General features: G+C 61.8%; 17 protein-coding genes. 5 read left to right on the forward strand and 12 right to left on the reverse strand.

Features of this window, described 5'->3' with window-relative positions; genetic code table 11:
• Positions 1 to 97 precede the first annotated feature (97 nt).
• Both RGV33_RS22055 and RGV33_RS22060 read left to right on the forward strand, forming a co-directional pair.
• The gene (locus RGV33_RS22055) at positions 98 to 460 is read left to right on the forward strand and encodes a DUF6124 family protein (RefSeq protein WP_322146124.1); all 363 of its coding nucleotides are present in this window, start codon (positions 98 to 100) and stop codon (positions 458 to 460) included.
• Between the two features lie 464 nt (positions 461 to 924).
• Positions 925 to 2,076, forward strand: coding sequence for a M14-type cytosolic carboxypeptidase (locus RGV33_RS22060; protein WP_322146125.1), 1,152 nt, complete (start codon positions 925 to 927; stop codon positions 2,074 to 2,076).
• Positions 2,077 to 2,131: 55 nt separating this feature from the next.
• On the opposite strand, the gene RGV33_RS22065 is transcribed toward RGV33_RS22060, so the two are convergent.
• The 5 genes from RGV33_RS22065 to RGV33_RS22085 all read right to left on the reverse strand — a co-directional run bounded on the left by RGV33_RS22065 (position 2,132) and on the right by RGV33_RS22085 (position 7,597).
• Complete coding sequence (locus RGV33_RS22065; protein ID WP_003212459.1) at positions 2,132 to 2,671, reverse strand: cytochrome b; 540 nt, start codon at positions 2,669 to 2,671, stop codon at positions 2,132 to 2,134.
• Entirely contained in the window at positions 2,668 to 3,750 is a 1,083-nt protein-coding gene (locus tag RGV33_RS22070; protein WP_322146126.1) for a catalase family peroxidase, read from the reverse strand. The genes RGV33_RS22065 and RGV33_RS22070 overlap by 4 nt, the downstream gene beginning before the upstream one ends.
• Before the next feature lie 119 nt (positions 3,751 to 3,869).
• Complete coding sequence (locus tag RGV33_RS22075; protein WP_322146127.1) at positions 3,870 to 4,634, reverse strand: enoyl-CoA hydratase-related protein; 765 nt, start codon at positions 4,632 to 4,634, stop codon at positions 3,870 to 3,872.
• A 46-nt stretch (positions 4,635 to 4,680) separates the two neighbouring features.
• Entirely contained in the window at positions 4,681 to 5,997 is a 1,317-nt protein-coding gene (locus RGV33_RS22080) for a hypothetical protein (RefSeq protein ID WP_322148720.1), read from the reverse strand.
• Positions 5,990 to 7,597 carry an amino acid adenylation domain-containing protein gene (locus tag RGV33_RS22085; protein WP_322146128.1) on the reverse strand — a complete coding sequence of 536 codons (1,608 nt, stop codon included), beginning with the start codon at positions 7,595 to 7,597 and terminating at the stop codon, positions 5,990 to 5,992. The genes RGV33_RS22080 and RGV33_RS22085 overlap by 8 nt, the downstream gene beginning before the upstream one ends.
• Positions 7,598 to 7,811: 214 nt before the next feature.
• Between RGV33_RS22085 and RGV33_RS22090 the strand changes: the two genes are divergently transcribed.
• The gene (locus RGV33_RS22090; protein WP_322146129.1) at positions 7,812 to 8,318 is read left to right on the forward strand and encodes an RNA polymerase sigma factor; all 507 of its coding nucleotides are present in this window, start codon (positions 7,812 to 7,814) and stop codon (positions 8,316 to 8,318) included.
• Positions 8,315 to 9,067 (forward strand): anti-sigma factor, encoded by a 753-nt coding sequence (locus RGV33_RS22095; protein WP_322146130.1) that lies wholly within the window; start codon positions 8,315 to 8,317, stop codon positions 9,065 to 9,067. The genes RGV33_RS22090 and RGV33_RS22095 overlap by 4 nt, the downstream gene beginning before the upstream one ends.
• Here the strand turns inward: RGV33_RS22095 and RGV33_RS22100 are convergent.
• Genes RGV33_RS22100 through RGV33_RS22130 form a run of 7 tightly spaced genes read right to left on the reverse strand, consistent with a single transcriptional unit; the run spans position 9,064 to position 15,404 of the window.
• A complete protein-coding gene (locus RGV33_RS22100) occupies positions 9,064 to 10,017 on the reverse strand; it encodes a spore coat U domain-containing protein (protein WP_322148721.1) in 954 nt (317 codons plus the stop codon). The genes RGV33_RS22095 and RGV33_RS22100 overlap by 4 nt on opposite strands.
• 52 nt (positions 10,018 to 10,069) lie before the next feature.
• Positions 10,070 to 12,463 carry a fimbria/pilus outer membrane usher protein gene (locus tag RGV33_RS22105; protein ID WP_322146131.1) on the reverse strand — a complete coding sequence of 798 codons (2,394 nt, stop codon included), beginning with the start codon at positions 12,461 to 12,463 and terminating at the stop codon, positions 10,070 to 10,072.
• A 41-nt stretch (positions 12,464 to 12,504) separates the two neighbouring features.
• On the reverse strand, positions 12,505 to 13,290 hold the full coding sequence (locus tag RGV33_RS22110) for a molecular chaperone (protein WP_322146132.1): 786 nt from the start codon (positions 13,288 to 13,290) through the stop codon (positions 12,505 to 12,507).
• Between the two features lie 26 nt (positions 13,291 to 13,316).
• Complete coding sequence (locus tag RGV33_RS22115) at positions 13,317 to 13,817, reverse strand: spore coat U domain-containing protein (protein ID WP_322146133.1); 501 nt, start codon at positions 13,815 to 13,817, stop codon at positions 13,317 to 13,319.
• A 4-nt stretch (positions 13,818 to 13,821) separates the two neighbouring features.
• On the reverse strand, positions 13,822 to 14,358 hold the full coding sequence (locus RGV33_RS22120; protein WP_322146134.1) for a spore coat U domain-containing protein: 537 nt from the start codon (positions 14,356 to 14,358) through the stop codon (positions 13,822 to 13,824).
• 18 nt (positions 14,359 to 14,376) lie between these two features.
• Entirely contained in the window at positions 14,377 to 14,919 is a 543-nt protein-coding gene (locus RGV33_RS22125; protein ID WP_322146135.1) for a spore coat protein U domain-containing protein, read from the reverse strand.
• Entirely contained in the window at positions 14,913 to 15,404 is a 492-nt protein-coding gene (locus tag RGV33_RS22130; RefSeq protein ID WP_416152133.1) for a spore coat U domain-containing protein, read from the reverse strand. Before RGV33_RS22130 ends, RGV33_RS22125 begins: the two co-directional genes overlap by 7 nt.
• Before the next feature lie 207 nt (positions 15,405 to 15,611).
• Here RGV33_RS22130 and zapE point away from each other — a divergent pair, with 207 nt between their 5' ends.
• Positions 15,612 to 16,727 (forward strand): cell division protein ZapE, encoded by a 1,116-nt coding sequence (gene zapE, locus RGV33_RS22135; RefSeq protein WP_322146137.1) that lies wholly within the window; start codon positions 15,612 to 15,614, stop codon positions 16,725 to 16,727.
• The last annotated feature ends 7 nt before the right edge of the window (positions 16,728 to 16,734 follow it).

Raw genomic sequence — 16,734 nt, forward strand, 5'->3', positions numbered from 1 at the left:
ACAATAAACAGTTTGTAGTAATCAATAAAACGCCATAAATACGATTAGTACTAATATCGGTTGCAGGCTTTCGACACCCACCCAGAGCACCGACCTAATGACGACAACCCCGCATCCCCTGCCCGAAACCTGCGATGACGACGAGCTGTTGTTCATGCGCAGCAGCGGCGCCGCCCAGCGCGCGCTGGACTATTACTTGAAAGAATCTGCCGCGCCACCCGCCGTTGACGACGCGTTGTTCGAGGTCAAGCCAGGCATCAGCGATGAAGAAGCGCTGGTCCACGCCTCCGACCTGCTGCGCAGCGCAGCCGCCACCGCTTATGAGTCGGCAAACAGCGCCCACGGCAATAGCCGGGACCTGGCGTTTTCAGTGGTCTACTTGATTGATATGGCGAAGGTAATGGTGGAGCGGTCGCTGCGACTTTCGGCCCGGGAGGCCGAACCCTCGGCGAGAATGTAACGAGGCGAAGCAAAAATATTTCTATCTGAGGGATAAAAACATTTGACTTGCAAATGATAATGATTATTATTGGACCTAGCTGATCGCGAGATCAGTCGATAGCCCAAGAGACCTTAGGTCGGACTCTTGGAATATCTCCTCATCAGGCTAATCACGGTTTTTGACCCGGCTCTTTGGCCGGGTCTTTTTTTTGCCAGTTTTTTCTGGCGTGGCTTCAGGCTAATGAAGACTGTGTGTTACTTGATGACGCGCATGGTAGCAAAAGACCATCGCCAAAAGAAAGTCGATCGAGCGCTCTAGGCCGGTTCTTTCAAAAATAGCACTTGAGAATCAATCTCATAGATTCTAAGCTGCGGCGGCGTCATGGACGACGCCCCCTCCTCCCCCGCAAAAATTGCATCCAGGCTTTACCCCACTCCGGTGTAAAATGCCCGCCACAACACTCATATTCAGGCACCCAGACTATGACCGTGGCCTTGACCTCCATCAAGATCAGTACCGACTTCGACAGCGGCAATATCCAGGTGCTCGACGCCAGCGATGCCCACCAGTTGCTGTTAGCCATCAAGCCGGACACGCGCAGCCAACACTTCCAGTGGTTCCACTTCAAGGCCGAAGGCATGCACGTGGGCCACACCCACACCTTTCGCCTGAGCAACGCTAGCCATTCTTCCTACAAGCACGCCTGGAGTGGCTACAACGCCGTGGCGTCCTACGACCATATCAACTGGTTTCGGGTGCCCACCCGCTTTGATGGCGAGACGTTACACATCGCCCTCGAAACCCGCGAAAAACAAGCCTGGTTTGCCTACTTCGAACCCTACAGCCGCGAACGCCATGACTGGCTGATCGGGCAGGCGCTGAACCGCGCCGGCACGCAATTGCTGGCCACCGGCAAAAGTGTCGAAGGTCGAGACATCCAACTGCTGCGCCGTGGTAAAGGCCAAGCCAACAAGCGCAAAGTCTGGATCATCGCCCAGCAGCATCCCGGCGAACATATGGCCGAATGGTTCATGGAGGGCATTATCGAGCGCCTGCAGCAGGACGGTGACACCGAGTTGAAAAAACTGCTGGCCGCCGCCGACCTGTATCTGGTGCCGAACATGAACCCCGATGGCGCGTTCCATGGTCACCTGCGCACCAACGCCATGGGCCAGGACCTCAATCGCGCCTGGCAGAGTGCAAGCCAGGAGATCAGCCCGGAAGTGCTGTTCGTCCAGCAGCAAATGGAAAAGTACGGCGTCGACTTGTTCCTGGATATCCACGGCGACGAAGAAATCCCCTACGTTTTCACCGCTGGCTGTGAAGGCAACCCTGGCTACACGCCACGCATCGAGCAGTTGGAGAAACACTTTCGCAGCCACTTGAGTGGCCTCACCCGCGACTTCCAGACGGTGCACGGCTACACCCGCGACCTGCCCGGCGAAGCCAACATGACACTTGCGTGCAACAGCGTCGGCGAGAAGTTCGATTGCCTGTCCCTGACCCTGGAAATGCCCTTCAAGGACAACGATGACGCGCCCAACCCGCACACCGGCTGGTCGGGCAAACGCTCGATGCAATTGGCCAAGGATGTGTTGAGTAGCGTGGCGGATATCGTCGGCGTACTGCGCTAAGGGTCCACCTTGCCCGGCGACGGCGGCTACACAGCCGCCGTCGCCGGGCAAGGTATCAGTCCTTGCTGCCGGTCATGCTCTGCAGTACGCCGTCACGCCGGATCAACCCGTGGAACAGCGCCGCCGCGAGGTGCAGCAGCACCGTCAAAAACAGCAAATAAGCCAGATAACCGTGGGCCTTGCGCAACACAGCAAATAACGGCGCGTTTGCTCCCACCAACGCCGGCAGTTGCACCGAACTACTGAGCATCACCGGGTCGCCGGCCGCCGAAATCATCGCCCAGCCCAGCAGCGGCAACACCAGCATCAAGGCATACAGCACCACATGGGACGCCTTGGCCGCCAGCACCTGCCACAGCGGCAGGTCAGCAGGAAGCGGCGGCTGGCGAGTGGAAAAACGCACCACCAGCCGCACGATCACCAGTGCCAGGATCGCAATCCCCAACGGTTTGTGCAGGTGGATCAGCCACTCATGACGCTCTGACACCGAGGCCACCATGCCTGCGCCAATAAACAGCATGGCGATGATCATCAACGCCATCAACCAATGCAGCAGCCGCGCCAGCGGAGCGAAAAACCGGGGTTGGGCATTCATGGCTTCGACTCCTGAGGGGCGCTGTGCAACTGGCTGACTTCGCTGGTGCGACGCAGGTAAGAACTGGCGTATGCCGCCGAACGGGCAGCCAGCAGCGGGTCATTTGAGGCTTCGATACCGCTCGGCAGCACCAGTGGATCAAAGTTGATGTCGCGGCAATCACCGTCCATCTGCGGCTGGCTGCTTTGCAGCACCAGCGTCCCGGCATTCAGCACCTTGTGCTCGCCGGCCCAGGCCTTGCTGGCATCGTCCAAAGGGTCTCCCGGGTTGGCCAGGGTGAGATTCAACTGCCAGCGCAACGGGCCGGCCACCAGGCGCTGCGTCAGGTCTTTTTCGAGAAAATCACTGCCGGCCGGTGCCGTGGCACCCGCGGCATCCTGGCTTTGTGGCACGACGCCCCAGCGCACGGCCTGGCGCTGACCGCTGGGGTTTACCAGGTAAAACGCATTGATGCCGTTATAGGTCTCAGTGGCGTAGCTGGCAGACGGCTTGGCGGTTTTGACCCAGGCCAGGAACTGCGCGGTCTCGGGATGCGCCGCGAAGAATGCCGGCATGGCTGTTGGGTTCGGTTTGCCGGTGGCGGGGTCGGGTGCCCCGGCCTTGAGCATCGCAAAAAATGCCTCGGGCGTACCCACCGGGAACACCGGCATGCTGTTCATTCCGGTGCGCCATTGCTGGCCGTTGGCCAGGCTGAACTGCAAGGCAAAACTGCGGATCGGCACGCTGCTGTCCGGCGCATACGGGTTGCCGCTGGGCAGCGCAAAACGCCCGATCACCGGGGTGCGCGCCTCGCTGAAGACTTGGGCACTGGAATACTGCCGCGCCTCGGGGCTGCTTTCGAAATAACCGGCCACACACACGCCCTTGGCATGGTTACGACGGTAGCCCGGGTGCAGGCCGTTGTTGGTTTCCAGGGCGTTGACCAGGGTTTTAGGCCGCAACCGCTGTGGGTCGAGGCTACCGTTGACGTAGGCAAAAGCCCCGGCCACAACCGCGACCACCACGCCGATGCTGGCCAACCGAATTATCAGGCTTGCGGTGCTCAACGGCGCACGGGGCGGTGATGAGTGATCTACCATGAAAAGCTCCAGGGCCGGGGCCGCAGGGGGAAGGTGCTATGAGACGCAGCTCATGTAGGTTTATTCCCTTTTCACTGTAGTTATTTTCTTGGCAACCACCGCCCAGCTTTTCTCCGTTGTTATGGCTGATTAAACGAAGCCGCGCGCTTTTGCAGGAACGCGTGCATTCCCTCCTTCTGATCAGGGGTCGCAAACAGCCCATGGAACAGCCTTCTCTCCAATCGCACCCCGTCCCGCACACCCAACTCCTGCGCCTGGTTGACTGCCTCACAGGCCGCTACCGTGGCAGTCTTGGCATAGCTGGCCACCTGCTGCGCCACCGCGAGGGCTTGCTCAAGCAGGGTATGAGCGGCAAACACGCGCGATACCAATCCGGCCTGTTCGGCCTGCACCGCCGTCATTAACCGGCCGGTGAGGATCATATCCATAGCCTTGGCCTTGCCGATCAGGTGTGTCAGCCGCTGGGTGGCGCCCATGCCCGGCATCACGCCCAATTTGATCTCCGGTTGGGCGAAACACGCGGTATCGGCGGCAAAAATCATGTCGCACATCAGTGCCAGCTCACACCCGCCGCCAAAAGCAAAACCCGCAACGGCGGCAATTTTCGGCGTGCGCAACGCGGCAAAGGCTTCCCAACCAACGAAGTAATCTTCGTTGAGCATGTCCAGGTAAGTCTTGCCGCTCATTTCCTTGATATCCGCCCCGGCAGCGAAGTAATCCGTGGCCCCCGTAATCACGAAACACCCTACCTGCGGATCCTGGTCCAGGGCCTGCAAGCACGTAACCAACTCGCGCATCAGCGCCGAATTCAGGGCATTTTTTACCTGGGGCCGATTAAGCCTGACCAGCACCACTCGACCGTAACGCTCGACCACGATATCCATCACCACCTCCACAATGTCCAAAGAATGTTGTAGCGCCCTGAAAGATTCACGAGTCCCATATCGCGCCATAGGCGGGAATTCCCCTCGCTTCCATTTCCTCCACCACCCGTTGCGTCAGCGCCTGGTTGGCAATGCAGATCACGGCCTCGGCACCAACGGCGTGAACCGCGCCATAGGCCAATTGCACCAGGTCGGGCTTGCCCCGCACGTCGGTATCCCAGATGACGGCCGTGGGCTGGGCTTGCAGAATTTCGTCAACCAGTTCATCCCCATAGGTTTTCCTCGGGCTACGGGTGGACCAGATCAACTGGATCGGCACCTGGGCTGCCAGCAAATGCGGCATCACCGGGCCGATCCCGCTGCCAGTGGCGATGTACACCACGGACTTAAACAGCGTTTCGATATTCGCCACACCCGCGGTGGTGATCCCCTTGACCCATACATGGGAAGGCATCTGCTCGATGTAACGTCCCGTCCAGTCACCGGCACGCGAAACAATCAAGCGAAAACCCGGCTGTCCTGGTGTGGGGATGTTGGCGAACGAATGCCACTCCAGCAGCGGCTGCAGGCTAAGGGCGGTGGATGATCCGGGAAACGGCCTGGTATGCGCTAACGTGGTGATCACCGCATGCCTGGACGGGCGCAGGTGTTCGACGGGGACTTTGCGCAAGCGTAACCAGGGCAAAGCGATGCTCAGTGTCAGCAACAGCATCATCCAGAATGAGCCAGCCTGCATCAGGCCGTGGAGCAACCCACCCTGCGGGTCGCCTTGCGCCACAGACATCAGGGTCAGCGCCCAGAACAGCAACAGCGCCGCCCAGCCGGCAAACCGGTGCACACGCTCGAAACCATTATGAAAGCGCCCACGAATCCAGGGCTGGGCCATGATCACCATCAACAGCAGCAGGCCCAGCAGCGCACTGCTGACCAATAGCCAAGCAAATGAAACACTCGAGGGCTGCTGCCAGTAACGCCCGCCCTGAAGTGCAACCATGACCGCGAACCACCCGGTCGCCGCCAGCGCTGCGCCACTGTGCAGCCCGCCCAGGTGATAGACCTTGGCCGCCCTGCGGCGGATCCATAACGGCCAACCCGCCGGTACCCGTGTGGCCAGCCAAAACAGCAGATTGATCACGTACTGCTGGCGGATCAGGATCGCCAGGGACAGGTTGATCAACACCATTGTCGACAGCGTCTGGACCTCAACAGCCGGCCGGGCCAGGCCAAACACCGCAAACAACCCATTGGCAGCGAGCACCATCACTACCAGGCAGTTGTACTGGGAGAACATCGGCAATGAAGACCAGCGTCGCCACACCACAGGTTTGCGGGGCACCACGGTTTTTGTCAGCGCATCAATCATCAGCGGCCCCACACTGCGCAAGCGCAAGCGGCGCCACGCAACGGTCACGGGCCAATTGCAGGAGCAGTGCCTTATCGATCTTGCCCCGGGAAGTGAGTGCAAACCGCTCCACGGCGAAGATCTGCGACGGCACGCAGTAATAGGGCAAGCGTTGCTCACACTGCCGCCTTGCTGCCTCGATGTCCGCACTGGCCGGGGTTACGAAAGCCACCAGGGTTCTGCTGTCGAGCTTCAGCGTAACGGCCCGGGCGCACGCGTCGCACGACTCCAGCGCCGTCGAGACCGCATCCAACTCAACACGAAACCCACGCACCTTTACCTGGTCGTCGACACGCCCCCGGTGTTCAAGCTGGCCATCGGCGGTCCAGCACCCCAGGTCACGGGTGCGAAACATCATCGCGCCTGCCCCCATGAACGGGTCCGGGCGGTAGCGCTCGGCCGTCAGTTCGGGATTATTCAGGTAGCCCGCGCTCACACCGGCACCGCCGGCCCACATTTCGCCGACCTCACCCATCCGGCAGGGGCGGCCCTGCTCGTCCAGGATATAGACGGTGTTGTTGGGGGTCGGCGTGCCAATGGTCAACAGCCGGCCCGGGGTATGGCGGTGCAAGGTATTGACGATGGTGGTTTCGGTAGGACCGCAACCGTTATAGAAGCGGCAGTGGGAACTCCAGGTATCCGCCAAAGCCTGGGAGCAAGGCTCTCCGGCCACGGCGACCACTTCCAGCGCGGGGCACTCCCGCGGATCAAGGGTGGCAAGGATCGACGGTGTGGCGATCAATACCTGGCACTCGCGGGCCGTCTGGCGAATGTCCTTGCCGCGAATCAATAACGTCGCGCCGTGTGCCAGGCAGCCGAGGATTTCCCAGGCTGCCATGTCGAATCCGATGTTGAGAATCTGCCCCACCTTCATGCCTGGTGCCATGCCCAATCGGCCGGGTTCGGTGAGCGCGATGTTGCACACATTACGATGGCTGATTTGTACGCCGTTGGGTCGTCCCGTGGTGCCTGAGGTAAAAAGCACAAAGCACAGGTCGTCGGGCTCAGGCGCGATAAACGCCCTGTCATTGGCCTCGCCCACGTGCGGTGTCTCGTCAAGGAATTCGTCCAGGCACAGGCAACGGTGCTCCGGCGCCAGCGGGACGCGGGCTCTCCACGCAGACAAGGTCAGTACCACGGGGCTCGACAACGACTCAAGGATCATCGCCAATTGCACCGGCGGCGCGATTCTGACGTCCTGCGGCACATAAGCCGCCCCCACTTTCAAAACGGCCAGCAGGCCCACCAGCATCGGAATCGAACGCTCGACAAACAACGCCACGGTGTCGCCACGCCTGACGCCCAGCTCGACCAAATGCACCGCCAGCCGATTGGCCTGGCGGTTCAACTGCTCATAACTGATGTGCTGGCCGGCCCATTTGGCGGCCGTGGCCTGGGGTGTCAAGGCCGCGTGAGCCTCGATGGCGTGGTGTACCAGCGTGTAGGCCGGCCGCGCCGAAGGCCCTGTGCCCCACTGCTCGAAAAGATCACGTTGCCTGTCAGGCAAATGGGCAAGTCCTTGCCGGGAAAAGCATCTTGTTTGTGTTGTTAATGACTTCATGCATCCACCCTCTGCTGTCCACTGCCCGGCGATGGCCTTGCAGGTACGAGGGTTGATTGAGGGGCACGCGAGTCATTACACACCGCCGAGTGATGCAGATATTACTGATACCCAATCGTCCAGTTTCTTTCTTTCATTAATGGAATAACCTACAACGACCGGCGTCTTCCTAAGCACAGCCCAGTGCCAATGATGAGAAGCCGCAGGACACCCCATGCACGAACTTGACGAACAGTTACGTGAACTCATCCCCAGGTTGCGGCGATTTGCTGTGTCGTTGACGCGTAACAGCAGCAGCGCCGACGACCTTGTACAGGCCAGCCTTGAACGCGCGATCATCAGTTGGGCTGACAAACGCCTTGAAGGCGACTTGCGCGCCTGGCTGTTCTCGATCCTCTACCGGCAGTTTCTCGACGCCCATCGGCGTTCCCGGCGTTACACGCGCATGTTGGAGTTTTTCACTGGCCGCGATGATTCGCAGCCATCGGTCGAACGCACCGTCATCGCACAATCGACCCTGCAGGCCTTCGACAAATTGAACACCGAACAACGCGCGCTGCTGCTGTGGGTGTCGGTGGAAGGCTTGAGTTACAAAGAAGTCGCCGACATCCTTGAGGTGCCGGTGGGCACCGTGATGTCTCGCCTGTCACGTGCGCGCCAGGCCCTGCGCCAGGTAAGCGACGGCGAAATCACCAGCCCTGCCCTGCGGATACTCAAATGATCAGCCTGCCCCCCAGCGAACGCGATTTGCATGCCTACGTCGATCACCAGCTTCTGGACGTCGACCGCCGCCAGCTCGACACCTGGCTGGCGGCCCACCCGGAGGTCGCCGCCCAGGTGCACGCCTGGCAACAGGATGCGCAGCACCTAAGAGCGTCCTTGAGCGGCGTGCTGCAACAGCCGGCCAACCCCGAGCTGGACCCGACCTTGATCCGTCAACGCATCAAGCGCCAATCACGCCGTCACCTCGCAAGCGCCGCCGTGCTGTTGGTCGCCGTCAGTGTTGGCGGCCTTGGCGGCTGGCACGCCCGGCAAGCGACGCTTGCCGGGGCTGTGCTGCCGATGGCCGACGCCATGCAGGCCTACCGTCTGTTTGCCCAGGACGGCATCCTGCCCGCCGATTACCGCGTACAAGGCGACGGCGACATGCAAGGCTGGCTCGACCGTTACTTCAACCAGGCCTACCGCCTGCCGGACCTGAGCCAGGCCGGGTTCAAGGCGGTCAGCGGGCGCCTGTTGAGCACCGAACAAGGCGCAGCGGCCATGGTGCTGTATGAAGACCCGCAAGGGCGGCGCATCAGTTTCTACATTCGCCCGCCGGGCCCGGAAAACAAACTTCTGCCCCGCGGCAGCCGCAGCGCCGACGGGCTGCAGGCCGAGTACTGGTCGGGCGCGGGCTATAACTATGCGATGGTCAGCCCGCAAGACCCATCCACCACACACATGCTCAAGCAGACGATGCGGTTCTAAAAGCCAACATCCAGCACCACGTTATCCAGGTAGGTGCCTGCCGGTGGCGTGGCCTGGTTGGTATAGATCGCCGCGTTGAAGTTGAACACCTGGCTGCCGGTGCCCAGGCCATTTCCGGGGTTCACTTCAGCCGTGGAGCTGGCGCGCCGCGCGGTGCTCACACTGCCCCAGCGCGTGGTGGTGGCGCTTTTGAAAATATCGTAATTGAGGAAGTTGCTCCCCGAGATCATCCGCCGCTGCCCACCCACGCTCACCGGGTTCTGGCCGTCGCTGATGCCCACGGTGTAGGCGCTGCCCTTGGTGCAGGCAATGCTGGCTTGCCCGGTCACGGGGGCAAAACCGCTGATCACCGGGGCGCTGCCAAAGGCGATATTCGGTGCGGTGATGGTGCAGTCGTTAGCCACCGTCACGCTGACGGTCAGGGTGGTGGTGCCGCTGCTGATGTCCCGCCCCAAACAAATGCCGCCAATGCCAATACCCGAGCAATAGTTCCAGTTCCAGAAAATACTCAAGGTCTCGCTATAGGTGCCTGCTGCCACGTTACTGCCGATAGTCGTGCTCATGTAAAGCGGCAAGGTTTTGGTGCCCGGCCCGGAAATCAGCCCGGCTGTTTGTGCGATGCCGCCAGGGCCGCCAAAGTCAAATACGGTGCCCCGGGCCATCGGAAAGCTGGTGGTGTTGTTGGCATACACCGTATAGCTGATCACATCACCGCTCGGCCCCACCATGCCGCCTTGCGAGGAGCCGGTGATGGTGGCGTAGAAGTGGTCGGTGGAGGCCAGTAGCGAAATCAGGGCCGAGGTGCAGTTCAAGCCGCCAGAGTTGGTCGAGCTGGTCTGTGCGGTGGTGCGCACACTTATCGAGCTCACCGCCGTGCCAAAGCTTGCAGGTACGGTCGCTCCCACCGAACACAAGGCTTGTGCCTGCTGCACGAAAGCCAGGCTCACCATCACCAGCACTGCAAACACCCATTCCTTGCCCCGCACACCCACACTCCTTATGTCATTGGCAAACCAGCGGCCCGATCAGCGGCACCTGCTCCTCGTTGGTATCCAGGTCGAACGTTGCCTGGCAGGTACGACCCTCACCCAGGGTGACCTGCAAGGTGTTGTGGGCCGCCAGGTTCTCCAGGTACACCAGGCCATCCCACCCCACCACCGCTCGCGCCCCGGTTTGCTCATGGCGTACCTGGCTGCCCAGGGGCAAGTCCTGATGCTGGGCGTCTACCAGAGTGATACTGGCCGCGATCACCCGGCGCACCGGGAACTCCAGCAAGTAGCCGCTGCCGCGACGCACCGCCACGCGCTGTTCGACATTCGGGGTCTGCACGTTGACCGGCAGGTTCAACGGGTCGATTTCGTACTTGCCCCGGTAGTAGGCACTGCTCCACGGCACCAGCAGGTGCCCGTTGCGGTCGGTTTCACCCACCCGCTGGTTTTCGTAGAGCACCGGTACCCCGGCGTACCCGTCGGTGCTCACCACCACGAAGGCATCATTGACCCGGTTGGCCGCGAACACTTGGTTGTCCATCCACACCAACGAGCCGCTGGCGTCCGCCCAACGGGTCTCGGCGTCACTGCTGCCGTAGACGCCTGCCTGCAACTGCACCGACTGCATGCGCCAGGTCAGGTCGGCCTGGCGATAGGCTGGCCCGTCGCCACTGGCGTAACCCAGGTTGTAGCCCACCCCGCCCTCGGACGGTACCGAGCGGCTGTAGTTGACGCGCTGGCGGCTCTCGCCAGCCTGGCTGCGCTCATTACTCAGGGCCAGGCTGCCGTAGATGTCGAACGGCACCACTAATTGCGCTTGCACGGCCCAGTTGCTGTCGCCGATCTCGCGGTTAGCCGACAGGTAAAAACTGGTGTTGCGCCACAACTGCTTGCTCCACGTGAGGTTCAACAACCGGGTGCGGGAGTCATCGGCCGCCTGTACATCAAAATAACCGGCGCCGATGCTGCCAAAGTCGTTGAGGTTCAGGCTCAGGGTCACCTGCTCGCTGCGCTTGCTGAGGCTGGCGTAAGGCGTGTCTACCAGGGTCAGGTCGGCGTACTGGTCGCGCCGCTCAACTCGCTGGTAAGACAGGCTGTAGCGCTGGTTGCTGTATTGATAACCGAAGCTCAGTTGCTGGCCACTCTCGTTGCCGAACTGGCTTTGGCTGAGGGCCGTATTGAGCACCCCGTAGTTGCCCAGCCGCACGTTGCCGCCCAGCCCACCCAGGGTCAGGTCGCCCGAGGCCTCGGCGTGGCTTTCCAGGGTGAAGGAGTCCGACACCCCGTAGCGGAACGTGCCGCTGGCCACGCCCGGCCCGTAGCCAAAATCCCGAATGGTGTAGTCCCGCCGCAAATTGCCGGCCGCCACCGAAAAGTCCGACAAGCCTTTTTGCAGCAACGTACTGGTGACGTAGAACGGTACGGTGGTTGAAACCTGCCGGCCCAATGCATCGGTGGTGACCACCACGGCTTCGCCAGCACCGTTGATAAACGGTACGTTGGTCAAGGTGTAGGGGCCCGGCTGCAGGTCGGCACTGCTGGACTTGTACCCGTTGATAAACAGGTCTACCGACGACGGTACCGCCGCCTCGCCGGCAAACTGTGGCAAGGGGTAGGTCACCAGGTCCGGGCGAACACCGAAGTCCCGCGACACTTGCACCCCGCCCAGGCGCACCGAACTGCTCCACGGCAACGCGCCGCTGATCACGTCGCCCGCCTCATACGTCAGCAGGCGTTCATCGTCGGAAAAGCGCCAGGTGGTGTCATAGCGCCGATAGCCGTTGTCCAGGGTGCTGCCGCTGGTTTGACCGCCAAAGGTGGTGCGGTATTGGCCGGTATTGGACAGCGTGCCCCACGTATCGAACAGCCGCACTTCGTTGAAGATACCCAGGTAGGTGCCAGCATCATCCGTGTCATTGAGGTAGGCATCGTAGTTGAGCAGCGCCCCAAAACTGGTGAGTGCCTGGGTGCGCGGGTAGTTATCGCGGTTGCCGATGAACTGCTCCGGCAACCACGCCGGCGGTACCGTCAGCATCAGGCGCTGGCCCTGGCTGTCATAATCGGTATGCAGGCCGGGAACGTGGTCCAGTGCGACCTCGGTGGTGATGTCGGCCGGCAGTTTCATGCCCACGTCCCGTAACGTTGCCGCAGGCAGAAACAGGCCGCCGCCGCGTTGATCAACGGCGACCACGCGGCCAGTGTCCAACTGGTTGACCACCAGTTCCAGGAACAACTGTGCATCGGCTACAGCCTCCATACTGCTGGGGGGCGGCGGCAACGTCGCGGCCACGCCAACCGGCGCAAGCGCCAGGCCAGACAGCCCACCCACCACCCACACCGATCGCCACAGACTACGAGCCCGATCTTGGCTCACCAAGGCATTGTGTCCATCAATGGACATCTCCATCCGTTAAGACCAAGGGCTACTCCATGCCCTATTCCGTTGCGCTACCGTGCGGGTGCGAGATTCTCCAGTTGCGTTGCGCCATTGACTCGCACTTGTAACGGTTGATCGGCCTGCACGCCCTCAGGTACCGGCCAGCGCATGGTTGCGCCCGGCAGCACGTAGCCCAGAAGGCCATCCACCAGTGGCCGGGTTTGCCCACCCTGCTTGAACGCCACATCGGTAAGCCGTGCATGCACGGCGCCCTGGTTGCGCATCTCCACATAGTTGCGCCCGGCCACCGTGACCTTCTTCCAGCTCAGGTCGGGCTTGCCCGCGCCCTTGGGGTCGCGCTGGCGAGTGGCGTCATCCTTGCTCCACAGGCCCGCGCCATACGCAAACAAGGGCACCGAATAACGCATCTGAAAACGGATGGCAGCGGCTGTCTTGCCATCGGCGGCAGGGGTTTCAGGGATCGCGGCAGGAATCTCGTCAATGATGATCCGGTAGGCCAGTTCCTGGCCTGGCGGTATTTCGCGGGTACGGGTCAAGCGCACCAGCTGCTTTTGCCCCGGTTCGATCTTCGCCACCGGCGGGCTGCCAATCACATCACGTTGGTTCTGGTACTGCTCGTCAAACCCGCCCTGGCTCCAGGCAAACACCCGGATTTGCAGGTTCGCGGTCTCTGTACCGCGGTTCTCCAACCACAAGGCGCTGGCCTGTTGGTCGGCCTCCAGCACCGGGTCAATGGGCCAGATCAGCACCGAGCTGGCGGCCTGGGCTTGTCCGGCGCCCAATCCCACCAAACCGATAAAACCCGCGACCCAATACCGCCGGGAAGCTGCAAACATAGATTCCACTCCTTATGCCAATCGCCTTACCAGGACAGCTGCACCTGCAGCACGTCGCTGTACGTCCCCCCAGGCTGATTACCCGGTAATACCACCCGGCCGTAGATCGGCAGGGTTATCGCGTTTGCGTTGCTGTAGGCCACGCTGACGCTCTGGCTGACCCCCAGGCTCTGACTCAGCGCCGCGTCTTGAAACAGTTGATACGCCACTTGGGCGCTGCCGCTATTGAGCTGCATGCGCCGGCCGCTGACGTTGTGCAAGCCGCCATCGACGCTCATGTTCAACGTGACCCCTGGCGTGCATTGCAGCGTTACCCCACTGCTCAACGCCACCGAGACCGTGCTGGTGGCCAGCGCCGAATACGTGCCGAACGCGAGGCTGCCGTAATTCGTCCCGCCGCCCACCACCAGGCATCCCGCGGCTATCGTCGCGCTGACCTGTAACGTCTGGCTGGTGACCGCCAGCAGCGACAACGGCAGACCCCAACCCACCATCACCAAAAGCGTCGTACAGCAGGCACGCCTCATGGTTTTAGAACGTCAACTGGACAGACACCGTGTCGGTGTAGGTGCCGGCCGGCAGTCCCGTCTTGCCCACGGCCTGGCCGTAGATATTCACGGTTTGCGCCAAGCCCGTGCTCGCGCCCACATTGATGGTGCCGTTGATCGCCAGGAGCGTCGAATGCCCGGAGTCGGTGTAGAAGTCATACGGCACGAAATTGGCCACGCCGTCATACAGCGCGCGGGAGCCGCCAGTGGATTGGCCGTCATGGGAGCCTGCACCCACGGTGATCACCGGCGAAGTGCCCGAAGAACACTGGATCGACAACGCGCCACCGCCACCGCCCAGCACTTGGCCGGTCGCCGTGGTGAACTGGCTGTTGGTGGTGCCGAAATTGATCGTACCGAAGTTCAAGCCCGTGGTGCCGGCGGCGCCATTGACCAGGCAGCTGTTGGTAAGGATCAGGGTGGAACTGATCTGCCCCGTGACGGTGGTCGCCGCCTGGGCGCCCGACACCCACGCCAGCGCGATTAATGGGAAAACTGCTTTCGATACAAGTGCATGCATGATGTCCATCCTCATGATTTACCAATCCAGAGTCACCGTCAGGGTGTCTGTGTAGATGCCGGCCGGTAGGGCCCTGGTATTCGCCACCACCGAGCCGAATACCGGGATCGGTACCTGTGCGCCCTTGGTCACGACGAAATTGCGTTGCTGGCCGATGCTGTAAGTGCGCAGGCCCGCGGAATCGGCCGACAGCCGATACGGAATGGTTTGCCGGCCGTTGCTCAGGCGCCGCGTGGTGCCGTCGCCGTGGGCGCCACCGTCGATTGTCACGGTGAAACTGCTCACCACCGAGGGATTGCACGACACCGCCAGGGCCGCCTTGTCGCCGTCACTGATGCCGGCACCCAGGCGGTTGTCCCACGTGGGCCCGTGGCTCCCAAAGTCGAGCAAGGCCGAGCCGCCGTCCGGGCTGACCGGCGCGCTGTCGGTGCCTTTGCTTACCTGGCAACTGGCGGTGATCACCAGCCGTGCATGAATCTGCCCGGCGACCGCCGCCTGGGCGTCATCGGCCAGCAGCAACAGGCCGCCCAGCGCCACGAAGGCCAAGCCGCGGCTTACCATGTCACCGTCACTTTGAGCAGGTCGGAATAACGCCCCACGGCCGGGATGTCCTTGAGCGGCTCGATGCGCCCGTAGAGGGGCAGGTCTACCGTGCCGGAGTCGGGCACGCGGCCACTCACCGGTACGTCCACCGCCAAGGGGATGCGGCGCGCGGCGTCGACATAAATACGATAGGGAATGGGTTTGATCGAAGGCGCCGTGGCGCCCAGGTAACGCACTTCGCCGACGCCGCCATGCAAGCCGCCGTCGACACGCATCTGATACGGCGTATCCGGGTTGCATTCCAGGCGTGGCTGGCGCTGGCTGATCAACGCGGCGCTCAACGGGCCTGCCGGGTCGTCCAGCCGGGAACCACTGCCAAAATCCAGCACGCCGAGTTGCTCGATGCCTGCGTCACGCGTGGTGCCGACCAATTGGCAACCGCGCTGCACGTCGATACGCACCTCCACCTGGAGCTGTGCACCATAAACCGTGTTGCAGAGCATCGCGCTCATGACTGCCAAGACTGCGTGTCCTTTCACTGCCCCAAATCCTTGTACAGGGGTGACTGCTGTGTATGAGGTTAGTCACTCAAGAGGAATCCGCCAGTCAGGTCATGCCGTTTCCAGAGAGCTCGCGGCGTACTTCTCTATTGGTCAAACCGCAATCGGCGCTCTAAAGTGAGCGACCACCGAAACACAGAGTGACAACCATTGGCTGCTTTACCGCCCCTGCTTAAACGGTTGCTGGGTAAACCTGCAGCGCCCGTTGCCGACCCCGGCATCACGGCATTTTTTTTGGGCAAGGCCCGGCAACAGGGCTACACCCTCAGCCCCAGCCAGTTACAGGTCATCGAGACCATGGCCCGGCAAGCCGCACACCTGCTGGCCGGGTGCCCTACCCGCAGCCTGTACCTGTACGGCGCCGTCGGTCGGGGCAAAAGCTGGTTGCTCGATGGTTTTTTCCAGGCACTGCCGCTTGCCGAGAAACAACGCGTGCACTTCCACGATTTTTTCGCCCGGCTGCACCAGGGCATGTTCAGCCATCGCCAGCAGCGCGATGCCCTGGCCGTGACCCTGGATGAGCTGCTCGATGGCTGTCGCGTGCTGTGCTTCGATGAGTTTCATGTCCACGACATCGGCGATGCGATGCTCATCAGCCGCTTGTTCAAGGCGCTGTTCCGGCGTGGCGTGCTGGTATTGGTGACCTCCAACTACCCGCCCGCCGGGTTGTTGCCGAACCCGTTGTACCACCAACGCTTCAAGCCGGTCATCGAGCTGATCAGTGCGCGCATGGACGTGATGGAAGTCAGCGCGCCCCAGGATTATCGTGGCCTGGCCCAGGCCCATGGCGATCAGCGTTTCACCGCTGGGCAGTTCGTCTGGCCGGGTACGCCTGCGCAACGCGAAGCCTTGGGGCTGCGGTCAGCGGGTCACGCCGCTATAAGCCTGGCCGTCGGCGCCCGGCAACTGACCGCCCGCTGGCATCAGGGCCGCTGCATCGCCTTCACCTTCGGCGACCTGTGCGACCAACCGACCGCCGTCATGGACTATTTGCAGCTGTGCCGCGACTACGATCGCTGGGTCATCGACGGTTTGCCCTGCCTGGCAGACAGCCCGATTGCCACCCAGCAACGGTTCATCAACCTGATAGATGTGCTTTACGACCAGGACAAACACTTGGTGCTGATCGGCGAGCAGCCGCTGGAAGAATCCCTCAGCGGCCAGGCAATTGACCTGGCACGCACCGCCAGCCGGCTGGGGCAGTTGCAGAAGATCGGCCCGCAACCCGCTATCATGAGCGCCATTCACGCCCCTATTGCCGAGTGACGCGCTG

The organism is Pseudomonas sp. Bout1, assembly GCF_034314165.1.
GTDB lineage: Bacteria > Pseudomonadota > Gammaproteobacteria > Pseudomonadales > Pseudomonadaceae > Aquipseudomonas.